Below are 13,854 nucleotides of genomic sequence, written 5' to 3'. Positions count from 1 at the left end.
AAAACCAACCGAGATGCGCCCTAACTTACCGGCGCGCCCCGCCTCGTCTGCCTCTAATGTTCGTTGCCGCGAAGACCGCCAGAACCTCGTCCCGTCCGCCTCCGTGGCGCCCCGTAGCGCCTCAGCGCCGCCGGTGAAGGGGGATTTACGGATTACGCGCCAAACCCGCAAGAGGAAAATCGGGCTGTGTTCGCATTTTCTTCAAAGAAGCATATTTATACCTAAATAACAGCGACTTAGGCATCAATTTTCTTGGCTCGCCGCCACCTCCGGACGCTTCACCCTGCGTAAGAAACGGCCCTCGAAACCGGCACCTGGCGCCTCTCCACAGGCTTATCCACAGATCACCCCGAGTCGCCTGCCTTTCGGACCCGGCGTAAGGCGGAGATCCCGCGAGTCACCCCCGGCTCAGGGCCCGGAAACGGCCGCCCGCCGAGTCGCCGCTCTCTCCACGCCGGCCCGCGCGCTTCGGAATCGCCCGAAGCACCAGCAGCCCCACAACCGCCGCGGCATAGAGGAAGGGTTCGAGCTGCGCCCCCTTGGCCAGCCAGATGTAGTGCAGAGCGCCGAGCCCAACCGCCGGGTAGACCAGCCGGTGGAGCCGCCGCCAACGCGCGCCGCCCAGCCTGCGGATGGCTGCGTTGGTCGAAGTCGCTGCAAGCGGCAGCAGGCACAGCAGCCCCGCCATGCCGATGGTGATATAGGGGCGCTTCACGATCTCGGCCCAGACGCGCGAAAGGCTCTGCAGATCCAGCAGCGCCCAGACGCCCACGTGTCCGCAAAGGAACCAGAAAGCCATCATGCCGATCTGACGGCGCAGCGGCAGAAGGTTGATCCCCGCCCAGCGCCGCAGCGGCGTCACCGCGAGCCCCGCCACCAAGAACTGCAGCGCGAGCAAACCATAGGCGTGCTCCAGCGCCTCGACCGGTTCGGGCCCCAGTGCGCCCGAAGCCCCCTGGAAGAACAGCCAGCCCATCCAGCCGAAGCCGGCCAAGTAGATCAGCCACCCCGGCACGCGCCGCACCGCGCGGTTCAGGCGATCGCGCATCTCAGAAGTACTCCGAAAGATCCATACCCTCGTAGAGCGCGGCCACCTCGTCATAGCCGTTGAACATGCGCGTTGGCTGTCGCTCCACGCTGAGCCGCCCGAAGATGCCCTCGCCCCCCGATCCGATCACCCGTTCCTCGGCCTGTGACCAGCGCGGATGGCTCACCTGCGGGTTCACGTTGGAATAGAAGCCGTACTCGCGCGGGTTCGCCTTGTTCCAGCTCGTGGGCGGCTCCTCCTCCGTCAGGGTGATGCGCACCACCGACTTGATCGACTTGAACCCGTATTTCCACGGCACCACCAGCCGGATCGGCGCGCCGTTCTGGTTGGGCAGAGGCTTGCCGTAGAGCCCCGTCGCCATGATCGCCAGCGGGTGCATGGCCTCGTCCAATCGCAGCCCCTCCACGTAGGGCCAGTCGAGCACGTTGCGCCGCGTGCCCGGCATCTCGTCGGGGCGCAGCACCGTCTCAAAGGCCACGTATCGCGCCTCGGGCATGACGCCCGCCATCTCCAGCAGGTCGGCCAGCTCAAAGCCGTTCCAGGGGATGACCATCGACCAGGCCTCCACGCAGCGGAACCGGTAGAGCCGGTCCTCCACGGTCATCTCCGAGAGGATCTCCTGCAGGCCATAGTCGCCCGGCCGCTCCACCAGACCATCGATCTTCACCGACCAGGGCTCCGTCGTCAGCATGTGGGCATTCTCGGCCGGATCGCCCTTGCCGGTCCCGAACTCGTAGTAGTTGCAGTAATTGGTGATGTCCTCGAACGAAGTGGGCTCCAGCTCCGCGCCCTGCGCAAGCACGGGGCCGCCCGCCCCCACCGCCGCGGCCCCGGCGCCCAGCGCGGCCAGCAGCTGCCGGCGGTTCAGCCAGGCCGCCTCGGGCGTGGCGCGCTCGGGGGTAAGATCGTTGATCCAGCGACGGGCCATGATGCGCCTTCCTTGACATGTGTCCTGCCATTGAAACTAGCCCCGGCACCGCCGTTTCCCAAACCACGTATCGTCACGTTGATGTGCCGGGGCTGAAACACGCCCTCGCGCACGCGCTCGTACATCTAATTGCACGCAACTATTTGCACGCAACGCGTGGCACGCGACAAGGTCCTGAGACCTGCCCCCGCCAATCACCAGTCGTCCGGAAACAGAGCTCCCCGCGCCCCTCAGAGCACCCCGGTGCGGTAGAGCCGGATCTTCAGTGGCCCGTGCGGCACGACAGGTCCCGGCGCCTTGAAGGGCAGGCCCGTCGCCCGCGCCAGCCCCTGATCGGAGGTCACGACCCCCACGCGCCAGCCCCGGAACCGCGCCTTCAGCACCTGTCCCAGCGATCCGTAGAGCGCATAGAGCAGCTTCGACTTGCCGATGCGCGCCCCGTAGGGCGGATTGACCAGCACGATCCCCGCCGGCCCCTCGGGCGGCGCCAGTTCGCTCACAGGCTGGCAGGCGAACCGCACGAGATGATCCACGCCGGCCCGCTCGGCGTTCTGCGCCGCGCTCCGCACCGCGCCCTGGTCCCGGTCATAGCCATAGAAGGCGAAGGGCAGCTCGCGCGGCACGGCCCCGCGCAGGGCCTCCAGCGCCGCCGGCTCGGCCCCGGCCATCTGCTCGAAGGCAAAGCTCCGCGACCGCCCCGGCACCAGCCCCGCGGCCCATTCCGCCGCCTCGATCGGGATCGTTCCCGACCCGCACATGGGGTCCACAACCGGCTCGGCCCCGTCGTAGCCCATCTGCCGCAGGAACAGCGCCGCCAGCGTCTCGCGCAGGGGTGCCTTGCCGATGGCAAGCTTGTGCCCCCGCCGGTGCAGGGGCGCCCCCGAGGTGTCGAGGCTCAGCGTCACCGCGTTGTCCTCGATCCGGGCCATGACCCGGATTTCCGCCTCGGCCGAAATTTCCGCGCCCAGCTCCTCGGCGATCGCCGTCTCGATCCGCTGCTTCGCCGCGCCCTGGTGGTAGATCTTCGACCGTTTGCACGAGACCTCGACCCGCACCGGCACGTCGGCGCGTAGCACCGACGCCCAGTCCACCTTGCGCGCCCGCTTGTCGAGCTGCGACAGGTGCATCGCCCGGAACGTATCGAACCGCACCAGCACCCGCGAGGCGCCCCGCAGGCAAAGGTTCGCCCGCCGCACCGCGTCCCAACCGCCCTGCACGGTCACACCCCCGGGCGTCACCACGGGCCCGGAAAGCCCCAGCGCCGCCGCCTCTTCCGCCAGCACCGGCTCCAGCCCCGGCACGCAGGCCAGGAATATCTCGAATGTCTCCATCCCCTCCCCATACAGCCGCGCCATGCCCGGCGAAAGAGCCGCCGGCCCGGGCTTCTTCTTGGCACAAATACTCCCGGGGGAGCGGCCGCAGGCCGCGGGGGCAGAGCCCCCGGCATCGCCCACAAGCTGGCCTCCGCAGAGCCGCCAAGTGGGCAACATCGCAACGGGCGTCCCCTCCCCCTGTCAGGGGGAGGGCCAGGGAGGGGGTCGGTGTGAGGGAGCGACGCACCAAAACAGACCCAACCCACCTGTTGCACAGCGCGCCCATCTCTCCTATGTGACGTTTCGAGAGGCTGGCGCGGGCAGGCGCTTCGCCAACCCGGTCAGGTCCGGAAGGAAGCAGCCGCAACGATTTCCGCCTGGGTCGCTGTCCAGTCTCTCACCTCCCCCACATTCCGACAGAGACGCAAAGACGCCGCACGCGCGTCCACAGCACTCGACACCGCTTCAAAGCGGAGCGGCGCCGCGTTGCCACGGCGCCGTCCATCAGTACGTTGCTCAGGTGGGTATCAGCCCAGGGCTTCGCCATCCTCCCGCCAGACCGAGATCACCGAAGACCGCGGCTTGCCTTCCCCGTCGGGCCAGGACCCGCCCGGGTGCTGGATGCCGACGAAGGCCACCTTGCGGTCGGGCGACCAGGTCAGGCCCGTGACCTCGGCGCCGTTCGGCGCGGTCAGGAAGCGGGCGATCTCGCCGGTCTCGGGGTTGCCCACCAGCATCTGGTTGTTGCCCATGCCGGCAAAGTCGCCCTCGTTGTCGTCGTCGCCATCGGTCTGGATCCAGAGCATGCCCTTGGTGTCAAAGGCCATGCCGTCGGGCGAGTTGAACATGTTGCCCGGCGTGACATTGGCAGACCCGCCCATCATGCCCTCGTGCACCTCGGGGTTGCCCGCCATGACGTAGAGATCCCAGGTGAACGTCTCGGCACCGTGATCCTCGCCCGTGGGCCACCAGCGCACGATCTGGCCGTAGTTGTTGGCCTCGCGCGGATTGGGTCCGCCCACAGGAGTCTCGTCGCCGCCGGCATTGGGCTTGATCCCGCGGTTCTTGTTGTTGGTCAGCGCGCAGTAGGCCTCGCACCGCAGCGGGTTGGCCGCGATCCATTCGGGGCGGTCCATCGTTGTCGCCCCCACCTTCGAGCCGGCCATGCGGGCAAAGACCAGCATCTCGGCCATCTCCATGCCCGTGGTCTCGGGCGTCAGCGGCAGCCATTCGCCGGTCTGGTCGTCGTTGAACTTTGCCACGTAGAGCGTGCCGTCCGACAGCAGCCCCTCGGTGGGTTCGCCCTCGGCCCAGGTGCCGTTCGAGACGTACTTGTACATGAACTCGCCGCGCTCGTCGTCGCCCATGTAGACCACGATCCGGCCGTCCTCGGCCTGCACCATCTCGGCGTTCTCGTGCTTGAAGCGGCCCAGCGCCGTGTGCTTGACCGGCACGCTCGAGGCATCCGACGGATCGATCTCGGTCACCCAGCCGTGGCGGTTGGGCTCGTTCGGCTCCTGGCTCAGGTCGTAGCGCGGATCGAACTTCTCGTAGGCATAACGGCCCTCGGCGCCGATGCCGTAGCGCTTGATGCCATCGGTCTCCTCGTAGTCGCCGGTGGCGCCGAAGTAGCCGTTGAAGTTCTCTTCGCAGGTCAGGTAGGTGCCCCAGAGCGTTTTGCCCGACCCGCAGTTGTTCATGGTGCCGATGGACGACATGCCATCGGGGTCGGCATTCGTCTTGACCAGATCGGACCCCGCGGCCGGACCGTCCATGGTCATCTGCGTCTCGTGGGTGATGCGGCGGTTGAAGGGGCTGTCGACCACCACCTCATAGCCATTGCCGCTGTCGGCGACTTCCAGAACCGTCACACCCTGCATGTTCTTCAGCAGGCGAACCTCTTCTTCGCTCTGCGGCATACCTTCCGAGGCCTCCGGCAGGTTGATCTTCGGGTTCACGTATTCGGAATTGATGGCCAGCACCGTGCGGCCATCGACCTCGAAGGTCTCCATGCCGTCGGTGTTCTCGCCGAAGACCTTGTCCGACATGTCGACCGGCACCCCGGTCTCGGCGGAATAGGCGCCGTCGGCCTCGGAAAACAGCGCATCGCCCCAGCGCACCAGCGGCTTCCACTGGTAGCCGGCGGGCACATGGATATCGAAGTCGGTCGCGATCCCGATCGGCTCGAAATCGAAGGCCGCCGCCTGCGCCCGCGCCGAGGTGGCCGAGCCTAGAACGCCGGAGCCAAAGACCGCGGCGCCGGAGCCGAAGACCAGCGCGCGGGACAGGAAGCCGCGCCGCGACATGGCGCGCTCGACCACCCGGTCAAAGTCGTTCTCGGCCGGGCGCGGATCGCGCAGCTCATCGAAGTCGTCCCACGACAGGTCCACGGTTTTCTTGATATCCATGACGGTTCCCCTGGCAAACAAGCTGGAAAGGCACGGCGCGACGGCCGCTTGGGCGACGCCCTCCCACGCCAGGCTTGCAGCCCGGTGACAGTTCGATGACGATTAGGTAACGGCCCCGCCATCGCGGTGACGCAGGAAGCGCGCCGGCGCCCGCGGCGCGGCAAGCGCCCAGCGCATCTGGGCCTCGGTCTCCACCGCGCAGGGCCGCACCGCCCGCAGCCGCTCCAGCGCCTCGTCGGGCGCTTCGCCCGCCTCGATCATCAGGCGCAGGACGACCATGCCCGACCGGCCGCAGCCGGCCCTGCAATGGACAAGCACCCGGCCGCCGCCCAGCAGGGCCCGGCGCACGCTCGTGCTCGCCTCGGACCAGCGCGCCAGAAAGCCCTCGTCCGGTACACCCATGTCCGCCAGCGGCAGGTGCAGCCAGCGCGTGCCTTTGTCGCGCAGGTCCTGCCCCAGGTCGGCGATCCCGGCCACCGCAAGCTCGGCCTGCGTGACCAGCGTGACGACGAAGGCCGGCGCCCAGGCCGCGATATGCTCAAGATCGCCCCGATAGTCGCCGCCCGACCCGGGCATGGGCGACAGGGCAAGCGTACCGCCGCCGGCGGAAAGCGCATGAATGGGGATCGTCCGGGCGCCCGCCGCGGGCCGGGCGAAACTGCGAACCGAAACCAAGACTCCCTCCGGGGGCAATGACACGCGGGGAAGAATACACGATGACGCAGGGTGAGGAAGGCGATTCGAGCGCGCCTGCCACGCGGCGGGCAGTCCGGCCCACCGCACCGACAGCAGCGCCTCCCTTCCGACGCCCGCCACCCAAGCGGCGCCGACCACCAACGCCACACACGTCACGCCGCCCGACCAGGCCGCCCATGACAAGCGCATCGCGGGGTGTGGATTCTACCGCCCGAAGGGCTTAGCTTGGGGCGCGTTTCCCGAGGAGTGCCATGACCGACAGCCCCGCCTACCAGGTGCTCGCCCGCAAGTACCGGCCCGAGACCTTCGCCGACCTCGTCGGACAGGACGCCATGGTGCGCACCCTGCGCAACGCCTTCAAGGCCGACCGCATCGCGCAGGCCTTCATCATGACCGGCATCCGCGGCACCGGGAAGACCACCACCGCGCGCATCATCGCCAAGGGCATGAACTGCATCGGACCCGACGGCGAAGGCGGTCCCACCACCGATCCCTGCGGCGTCTGCGAACACTGCAAGGCCATCATGGAAGGCCGCCACGTCGACGTGCTGGAAATGGACGCGGCCTCCAACACCTCCGTCAACGACATCCGCGAGATCATCGACAGCGTGCACTACCGGGCGGCCTCGGCGCGTTACAAGATCTACATCATCGACGAGGTGCACATGCTCTCGACCAGCGCGTTCAACGCGCTGCTCAAGACGCTCGAGGAACCGCCCGCCCACGTGAAGTTCATCTTCGCCACGACCGAGATCCGCAAGGTGCCCGTCACCGTCCTCTCGCGCTGTCAGCGGTTCGACCTCCGCCGGATCGAGCCCGAGGTCATGATCGACCTGCTGCGCCGCATCGCCGACCGCGAGGGCGCCGAGATCAACGACGACGCGCTTGCCCTCATCACCCGCGCCGCCGAGGGCTCGGCCCGCGATGCCACCTCGCTGCTCGACCAGGCCATCAGCCACGGCGCGGGGGAAACCACCGCCGAACAGGTCCGCGCCATGCTGGGCCTCGCCGACCGCGGCCGCATCATGGATCTTTTCGAGCGCATCATGCGCGGCGACGCCGCCGGAGCGCTGACCGAGCTCTCGACCCAATACGCCGACGGCGCCGACCCGCTCGCCGTGCTGCGCGACCTGGCCGAGCTCACGCACTGGATCTCGGTGGTCAAGATCACTCCCGACGCCGCCGAAGACCCCACCATCGGCCCCGACGAACGCACACGCGGCCAGGCCTTTGCCGACGGGCTCGGGATGCGCCCGCTCACCCGCATGTGGCAGATGCTGCTCAAGGCCATCGAGGAGGTCGCCCACGCGCCCAACTCCATGATGGCCGCCGAGATGGCCGTGATCCGCCTCACCCACGTGGCCGAACTGCCCTCGCCCGAGGATCTGGTGCGCAAGCTGCGCGACACGCCCCCGCCGCCCGCACCGCCGCCCGGCCCCGGTGGCGCCCCGCAGGACGCCGGCGGCTACACCCAGGCGCAGGGCGCCCCAGCGCCCACCCATGCCGCGCCCTCAGGCCCCTCGGCATACCACGGCAGCGCCCAGCCGGCGCAGGCTGCCGAGACCGCGCTCGCCCGCTACCCCAGCTTCGAGCACGTCACGGAACTGATCCGCGTCAACCGCGACATGGTCCTGCTGCGCGAAGTAGAGACCTGCCTGCGCCTCGCCGCCTACCAGCCCGGCCGCATCGAGTTCACACCGACGGAGGAGGCGAGCCCCGACCTCTCCCAACGCCTCGGCGCGGCGCTCCAGCGCTGGACCGGCAACCGCTGGGCGGTGATCCTCGTCAACGATTGCGACACGCCCACCATCGACGAACAGCGCAACGCCGCCGAGATCGCGCTCAAGAACCAGGCCTCCGAGCACCCGCTCGTGCAGGCCGCCCTGCGCGCCTTCCCCGGCGCCGAGATCGCCCATATCCGCACCGCGCAGGAGGCCGCCCAGGCCGCGCAGGAGGAAGCGCTCCCCGAGGTCGAGGATGAATGGGACCCCTTCGAGGACGAATGACCCGCGCCTCCATCGGCGCGGTCCCGGCGCTTCTTTTCGCCCCAAATACCTCGGGGGAGGCCCGCAGGGCCGGGGGCAGAGCCCCCTTCCCTTCTCGAGCCAAACTCCCGCGGGCTTTGCAGTGCGGCAGGGAAACCACTCCACTGACGGCCTGAGACGCAGGCTTCCGGCAGAAGGGACCGCCGCATGATCGCCATCATCTTCGACGTCACGCCCGCCCCGGGGCAGCGCGACCGCTATCTCGACATCGCGGCCGAGCTGAAACCGCACCTGGCCCATATCGACGGCTTCATCTCCGTCGAGCGGTTCCAGAGCCTTTCCGATCCCGCCCGGATGCTCTCGATCTCCTTCTGGCGCGACGAAGAGGGCGTCGCCCAATGGCGCAGGTTCTCGGAACACCGCGCGGCGCAGTCCGAGGGCCGCGAGGGGGTCTTCACCGACTACCGGCTGCGGGTCGCGCATGTGCTCCGCGACTACGGCATGCACGACCGCGCCGAGGCGCCAGACCATCAGGCGCACGTCCCGGGAGACTCCTGAAGTCCCGGTTAACGCGCCCGGCCAAGTTATTGATTTACATGGGGCCGAAAACTGTCCCGGCCCGGGACACGTCCGGAGACCCGCACGGTCAGCCCGCCCTGCCCTCCAGCTGCGCGATCCGCTCCGCGGCCTCCTGCTTGGTCAGGTCGTCGTCGTGATCCTCGCCCAGCTCGCGCAGCCGCACGGCCTGAACGTCAGTCAGGGGCTCGCGCGGGTCGGGGGGCATGTCGGTGGGGTCGTCCAGCGCCTTGTCGGCCTTGGGATCTGTCATCGGGATGGCTCCTTCCGTGTATCCGCAACGGCCCGCTCTGCCCCGGGGTTCCCCTTGCATTCCCCCGCGCCCCCTTCCACCATGAAATCCCGCAGCCGAGGGAGCCAGCATGACACTGAAAGACGCCGCGCGCGCCGTGCGCGAGAATGCCCATGTGCCCTATTCCCGCTTCAAGGTGGGCGCCGCCCTGCGCACGCCCTCGGGCGCCGTCCACATCGGCTGCAACGTCGAGAACGTCGCCTATCCCGAGGGCACCTGCGCCGAGGCCGGGGCCATCGCCGCCATGGTCGCCGCGGGCGACAAGCAGATCGAGGCCATATACGTGGTGGCCGACGCCCCCGCGCCCGTGCCCCCCTGCGGCGGCTGCCGCCAGAAGATCGCCGAGTTCGCCGCCCCCGGCTGCACCGTCACCATGGCCACGCTCGATGGCGAGGAAGCCGAGATGACCGTGCCGCAGCTTTTGCCCGGCGCCTTCACCGCCGACCACATGGACCGCACCTGATGCAGGCCAGCACCGTCATCGCCAAGCTCCGCCGCGGCGAGAACCCCAGCGCTGAGGATCTCCGCTGGTTCGCCGCGGGCCTTGCCGACGGGCGGGTCAGTGACGCGCAGGGCGGCGCCTTTGCCATGGGCGTCTGCCTGCGCGGGCTGACCGACGAAGGCCGCGTGGCCCTCACGCTCGCCATGCGCGACAGCGGCCATGTCATGGACTGGGACCTGCCCGGCCCCGTGGCCGACAAGCACTCCACCGGCGGCGTCGGCGACTGCACCTCGCTGGTGCTCGCACCCGCGCTCGCCGCCTGCGGGGCCTACGTTCCGATGATCTCGGGGCGCGGGCTGGGCCACACCGGCGGTACGCTCGACAAGCTCGACGCCATCCCCGGCTATGCCACCAACCCCGACGAGCCCCGCTTTCGCAAGGTGGTGGCCGACGCCGGTTGCGCCATCGTCGGTGCCAGCGCCGAGATCGCCCCCGCCGACCGGCGGCTCTATGCCATCCGCGACGTGACCGCGACGGTCCAGAGCGAGGAGCTCATCTGCGCCTCGATCCTGTCGAAGAAGCTCGCCGCCGGGCTGGATGCGCTGGTGCTCGACGTGAAGGTCGGCTCGGGCGCCTTCATGAAGACCCTCGATGACGCCCGCGCTCTGTCGCGCGCCATGGTCGACACCGCCAACCAGGCGGGCTGCCGCACCTCGGTTCTGATGACCGGCATGGACCAGCCGCTGGCCGCCTCGCTCGGCAACGCGCTCGAGGTGGACGCCGCCATGCGGGTGCTCACCGAGGGCGAAACCGGCCCGCTCTACGACCTGTCGGTCGCGCTCGGGGCCGAGGTTCTCGCCAGCGCGGGCATCGCGGATGGCGAGGCGAAGATCCGCGCCGCCATCGCCGATGGTAGCGCCGCCGAGCGCTTCGGCCGCATGGTCCACGGGCTTGGCGGGCCGCATGATTTCGTCGAGGACTGGCGCAGCATCCTCCCCGAGGCCCCGGTGATCCGCGAGATCCCCGCGCTCGAGGCCGGCCACATCGCCGCCATCGACGGCGAGGCGCTTGGGCTGGCCGTGGTCGCGCTCGGCGGTGGCCGACAGGTGGAAACCGACAAGATCGACCCCGTGGTGGGCCTGTCCGAGGTCGTCCGCCTCGGCGACAAGCTCGAGAAGGGCCAGCCCATCGCCCGCATCCACGCCGCCCGGATGGAGCAGGCGGAAGAGGCCGAACAGGCGGTGCGTGCGGCGATCACGCTGGGCGAGGCGCCCGCCCTGCCCGATCTGGTCAGGGAGCGTGTCGCATGAGCCGCGCTTTTCTAGTCGTCATGGACTCCGTGGGCATCGGCGGCGCCCCGGATGCCGACGCCTACTTCAACGACGGCGCCCCCGACACCGGGGCCAACACCGTGCTCCACATCGCGCAGGCCTGCGCCGAAGGCCGCGCCGACGAGGGCCGCAGCGGGCCGCTGCACCTGCCCACGCTCGACGCGCTCGGCCTTGGCGCCGCGGTCGCGCTTGCCAGCGGCGACGAGGCCCCGGGACTTGGCGCCGCCCCGCAAGGCCTCTGGGGCGCGGCGACCGAGATTTCGCAGGGCAAGGACACCCCCTCGGGCCACTGGGAGCTTTCGGGCCTGCCGGTGCCCTGGGATTGGCACTATTTCCCCGACGAACAGCCCGCCTTTCCCGATCACCTGACACGGTTGGTCAGCGAACTGGCGGGCACCGACGGCATCCTCGGCAACTGCCACGGCTCGGGCACCGTGATGATCGAGCAGCTGGGCGAGGAGCACATCCGCACCGGCAAGCCGATCTGCTACACCAGCGCCGACAGCGTCTTCCAGATCGCTGCGCATGAGGAGCACTTCGGCCTCGATCGTCTGCTGAACCTCTGCGCCGATCTCGCCCCGCACCTGCACGAGATGCGCGTGGGCCGCGTCATCGCCCGCCCCTTCACGGGCGAGCCGGGCAGCTTCAGGCGCACCCAGAACCGCCGCGACTACGCGGTCCGTCCGCCGCAGCCGGTGCTCACCAACTGGGTGCAGAAGGCCGGGGGCCGCACCATCGCCATCGGCAAGATCGGCGACATCTTCTCGATGGAAGGCATCGACGAGCTGCACAAGGGCGAGGACGCCACGCTCATGCAGCACCTCGCCACGCAGGTGGACAGTGCCCCCGACGGCGCGCTGGTCTTCGCCAACTTCGTCGAGTTCGATTCCCTCTACGGCCACCGCCGCGACGTTGCGGGCTATGCGCGGCAGCTCGAATGGTTCGACGCGGGTCTTGCCAACATCCTTCCCAGGCTTCGTGACGGAGACCTCTTGATCGTCACCGCCGATCACGGCAATGACCCGAGCTGGGCCGGAACCGACCACACCCGCGAACGCGTGCCCGTGCTGGGCGCCGGGATCGGGCCCAGGAATATCGGCCGCGTCGCCTTTGCCGACGTCGCCGCAAGCATCGCCGCCCATCTGGGCGCGGAATCGACAGGACCGGGGGTAAGCTTCCTGTGATGGACGAGGAACAGCTCGACCGCATCGCCAACCTGCCCAAGGTGGAGCTGCACCTGCACCACGAGGGCGCGGCGCCGCCGGACTTCATCCGCCAGATGGCCGCGGCCAAGGGCGTGAACCTCTCGCACATCTTCGACGCCGAGGGCCGCTACAAATACCGCGACTTCACCCACTTCCTGCAGGTCTACGAGGCGGCCACCTCCGTCCTGAAAACCCCCGAGGACTTCGCGAAACTGACCACCGCCGTCCTCGAACAGAGCGCCGAGGCGGGTGTCGTCTACTCCGAAACCTTCCTCAGCCCCGACTTCTGCGGCGGCGGCGATGTCGGCGCCTGGCGCGAATACCTGCACGCGATCCGCGAGGCCGCAACTGACGCCGAACAGCGTCTGGGGATAACTTTGCGAGGCGTGGTCACCTGCATCCGCCACTTCGGCCCAGAGCAGGCCAAGCGCAGCGCGCTCTGTGCAGCCGAAACGGCCGGAGACTGGATCGTCGGCTTCGGCATGGGCGGCGACGAGGGCCGCGGACACCAGGGCGATTTCGCCTATGCCTTTGACATGGCACGCGAATCCGGCCTTCACCTGACCACCCACGCCGGCGAATTCGGCGGCCCCGCCTCGGTCCGCGAGGCGATCCAGGACCTCCATGTCACCCGCATCGGCCACGGCGTGCGCGCCATCGAGGATCTGCGCCTTGTGGATAACATTGTGGACCAAGGGATAACTCTTGAGGTCTGCCCCGGCTCGAACATCCGCCTTGGCCTTTATTCCACGATGCGTCACCACCCGATCGCGAAGTTGCGCGAGCGGGGCGTGAAAGTGACCGTTTCGACCGACGACCCGCCCTTCTTCGGGACGACGATGAAAGACGAATACCTCAACCTCGCCCGCGCCTTCGGCTGGGACGAGGAGGTGCTGAACGACATCGCCCGCACCTCGCTGGAGGCCGCCTTCTGCGACGCCGCCACCCGCGACCGCGTGGCCAAGAAACTGGAGCCTGCCGCATGACCGACCACCTGACCGTCGTGGACCACCCGCTGGTCGCCCACAAGCTGACCGTGATGCGGGAAAAGGACACCTCGACCGCCTCCTTCCGGCAGCTCCTGCGCGAAATCAGCCTCCTCCTCGCCTACGAGATCACCCGCGACCTGCCGGTGACCACCAAGCGCATCGAAACCCCCATGTGCCCCATGGACGCCCCCACGATCGAAGGTAAGAAGCTGGCGCTGATCTCGATCCTGCGCGCCGGGAACGGCCTGCTCGACGGCATCCTCGAACTGATCCCCGCCGCCCGCGTGGGCTTCGTCGGCCTCTACCGCGACGAGGAAACGCTCGAACCGGTGGAATACTACTTCAAGGTGCCCACCCATCTCGAGGACCGGCTGACCATCGCCGTCGACCCCATGTTGGCCACCGGCAACTCCTCCGTCGCCGCCGTGCAGAAGCTCAAGGATGCGGGCGCGAAGGACATCCGATTCTTGTGCCTGCTCGCCTCGCCCGAGGGCGTCCAACGGATGAAGGAGGCCCACCCCGACGTGCCCATCGTCACTGCGGCGCTCGACAGCCACCTCAACGAAAAGGGCTACATCGTCCCGGGCCTCGGCGACGCGGGCGACCGGATGTTCGGCACCAAGTAGCCCCGCGCGCCGCTT

13 protein-coding genes and 1 other RNA gene are annotated in these 13,854 nt (G+C 68.8%); 8 read left to right on the top strand and 6 right to left on the bottom strand.

The genetic code is table 11. The features are described from left to right. Positions 1-397: 397 nt before the first annotated feature. From msrQ to C8N44_RS13110, 3 genes are all read right to left on the bottom strand, one after another. Positions 398-1,048, bottom strand: a complete 651-nt coding sequence (msrQ, locus tag C8N44_RS13120; protein ID WP_107977234.1) for a protein-methionine-sulfoxide reductase heme-binding subunit MsrQ — start codon at positions 1,046-1,048, stop codon at positions 398-400. 1 nt (position 1,049) lies between these two features. Beyond that, positions 1,050-1,976, bottom strand: coding sequence for a protein-methionine-sulfoxide reductase catalytic subunit MsrP (msrP, locus tag C8N44_RS13115; RefSeq protein ID WP_107977233.1), 927 nt, complete (start codon positions 1,974-1,976; stop codon positions 1,050-1,052). Positions 1,977-2,206: 230 nt separating this feature from the next. Beyond that, positions 2,207-3,307, bottom strand: coding sequence for a THUMP domain-containing class I SAM-dependent RNA methyltransferase (locus C8N44_RS13110; protein WP_107977243.1), 1,101 nt, complete (start codon positions 3,305-3,307; stop codon positions 2,207-2,209). A 286-nt stretch (positions 3,308-3,593) separates the two neighbouring features. On the opposite strand from C8N44_RS13110, the gene ffs reads away from it, so the two are divergent. Next, an RNA gene (gene ffs / locus C8N44_RS13105) (signal recognition particle sRNA small type) lies at positions 3,594-3,692 on the top strand. 124 nt (positions 3,693-3,816) lie between these two features. Here the strand turns inward: ffs and C8N44_RS13100 are convergent. Together C8N44_RS13100 and C8N44_RS13095 are read right to left on the bottom strand one after the other, a co-directional pair. Next, positions 3,817-5,697 (bottom strand): PhoX family protein, encoded by a 1,881-nt coding sequence (locus C8N44_RS13100; protein WP_107977232.1) that lies wholly within the window; start codon positions 5,695-5,697, stop codon positions 3,817-3,819. Positions 5,698-5,799: 102 nt separating this feature from the next. Continuing rightward, positions 5,800-6,273: a dual specificity protein phosphatase family protein gene (locus tag C8N44_RS13095; protein WP_107977242.1), complete on the bottom strand. Its 474-nt coding sequence runs from the start codon at positions 6,271-6,273 to the stop codon at positions 5,800-5,802. A 371-nt stretch (positions 6,274-6,644) separates the two neighbouring features. On the opposite strand from C8N44_RS13095, the gene C8N44_RS13090 reads away from it, so the two are divergent. Both C8N44_RS13090 and C8N44_RS13085 read left to right on the top strand, forming a co-directional pair. Further along, positions 6,645-8,399 carry a DNA polymerase III subunit gamma/tau gene (locus C8N44_RS13090; RefSeq protein WP_107977231.1) on the top strand — a complete coding sequence of 585 codons (1,755 nt, stop codon included), beginning with the start codon at positions 6,645-6,647 and terminating at the stop codon, positions 8,397-8,399. Positions 8,400-8,585: 186 nt separating this feature from the next. After that, entirely contained in the window at positions 8,586-8,936 is a 351-nt protein-coding gene (locus C8N44_RS13085) for an antibiotic biosynthesis monooxygenase family protein (protein ID WP_107977230.1), read from the top strand. Between the two features lie 88 nt (positions 8,937-9,024). Here C8N44_RS13085 and C8N44_RS13080 read toward each other — a convergent pair whose 3' ends face one another. Further along, complete coding sequence (locus tag C8N44_RS13080; protein WP_107977229.1) at positions 9,025-9,207, bottom strand: DUF3072 domain-containing protein; 183 nt, start codon at positions 9,205-9,207, stop codon at positions 9,025-9,027. A 109-nt stretch (positions 9,208-9,316) separates the two neighbouring features. Here C8N44_RS13080 and C8N44_RS13075 point away from each other — a divergent pair, with 109 nt between their 5' ends. Genes C8N44_RS13075 through upp form a run of 5 tightly spaced genes read left to right on the top strand, consistent with a single transcriptional unit; the run spans position 9,317 to position 13,839 of the window. Continuing rightward, complete coding sequence (locus C8N44_RS13075) at positions 9,317-9,709, top strand: cytidine deaminase (RefSeq protein ID WP_107977241.1); 393 nt, start codon at positions 9,317-9,319, stop codon at positions 9,707-9,709. Next, complete coding sequence (locus tag C8N44_RS13070) at positions 9,709-10,998, top strand: thymidine phosphorylase (RefSeq protein ID WP_188758734.1); 1,290 nt, start codon at positions 9,709-9,711, stop codon at positions 10,996-10,998. The genes C8N44_RS13075 and C8N44_RS13070 overlap by 1 nt, the downstream gene beginning before the upstream one ends. After that, positions 10,995-12,203: a phosphopentomutase gene (locus tag C8N44_RS13065; protein ID WP_107977228.1), complete on the top strand. Its 1,209-nt coding sequence runs from the start codon at positions 10,995-10,997 to the stop codon at positions 12,201-12,203. The genes C8N44_RS13070 and C8N44_RS13065 overlap by 4 nt, the downstream gene beginning before the upstream one ends. Beyond that, positions 12,203-13,210 (top strand): adenosine deaminase, encoded by a 1,008-nt coding sequence (locus tag C8N44_RS13060; RefSeq protein ID WP_107977227.1) that lies wholly within the window; start codon positions 12,203-12,205, stop codon positions 13,208-13,210. Before C8N44_RS13065 ends, C8N44_RS13060 begins: the two co-directional genes overlap by 1 nt. Further along, the gene (gene upp, locus C8N44_RS13055; RefSeq protein WP_107977226.1) at positions 13,207-13,839 is read left to right on the top strand and encodes a uracil phosphoribosyltransferase; all 633 of its coding nucleotides are present in this window, start codon (positions 13,207-13,209) and stop codon (positions 13,837-13,839) included. Before C8N44_RS13060 ends, upp begins: the two co-directional genes overlap by 4 nt. The last annotated feature ends 15 nt before the right edge of the window (positions 13,840-13,854 follow it).

Source organism: Allosediminivita pacifica (genome assembly GCF_003054175.1).
GTDB lineage: Bacteria > Pseudomonadota > Alphaproteobacteria > Rhodobacterales > Rhodobacteraceae > Allosediminivita > Allosediminivita pacifica.
This window is presented reverse-complemented; position numbering and strand designations above follow the sequence as displayed.

Excerpts from the sequence above, each read along its gene's own strand:
- C8N44_RS13095 (WP_107977242.1), bottom strand. The coding sequence starts at position 6,273 with ATGCCCGGGTCGGGCGGCGACTATCGGGGCGATCTTGAGCATATCGCG.
- C8N44_RS13080 (WP_107977229.1), bottom strand. The coding sequence starts at position 9,207 with ATGACAGATCCCAAGGCCGACAAGGCGCTGGACGACCCCACCGACATG.
- msrQ (WP_107977234.1), bottom strand. The coding sequence starts at position 1,048 with ATGCGCGATCGCCTGAACCGCGCGGTGCGGCGCGTGCCGGGGTGGCTG.
- C8N44_RS13075 (WP_107977241.1), top strand. The coding sequence starts at position 9,317 with ATGACACTGAAAGACGCCGCGCGCGCCGTGCGCGAGAATGCCCATGTG.
- C8N44_RS13100 (WP_107977232.1), bottom strand. The coding sequence starts at position 5,697 with ATGGATATCAAGAAAACCGTGGACCTGTCGTGGGACGACTTCGATGAG.
- C8N44_RS13085 (WP_107977230.1), top strand. The coding sequence starts at position 8,586 with ATGATCGCCATCATCTTCGACGTCACGCCCGCCCCGGGGCAGCGCGAC.
- C8N44_RS13065 (WP_107977228.1), top strand. The coding sequence starts at position 10,995 with ATGAGCCGCGCTTTTCTAGTCGTCATGGACTCCGTGGGCATCGGCGGC.
- C8N44_RS13090 (WP_107977231.1), top strand. The coding sequence starts at position 6,645 with ATGACCGACAGCCCCGCCTACCAGGTGCTCGCCCGCAAGTACCGGCCC.
- C8N44_RS13060 (WP_107977227.1), top strand. The coding sequence starts at position 12,203 with ATGGACGAGGAACAGCTCGACCGCATCGCCAACCTGCCCAAGGTGGAG.
- upp (WP_107977226.1), top strand. The coding sequence starts at position 13,207 with ATGACCGACCACCTGACCGTCGTGGACCACCCGCTGGTCGCCCACAAG.
- C8N44_RS13110 (WP_107977243.1), bottom strand. The coding sequence starts at position 3,307 with ATGGAGACATTCGAGATATTCCTGGCCTGCGTGCCGGGGCTGGAGCCG.
- msrP (WP_107977233.1), bottom strand. The coding sequence starts at position 1,976 with ATGGCCCGTCGCTGGATCAACGATCTTACCCCCGAGCGCGCCACGCCC.
- C8N44_RS13070 (WP_188758734.1), top strand. The coding sequence starts at position 9,709 with ATGCAGGCCAGCACCGTCATCGCCAAGCTCCGCCGCGGCGAGAACCCC.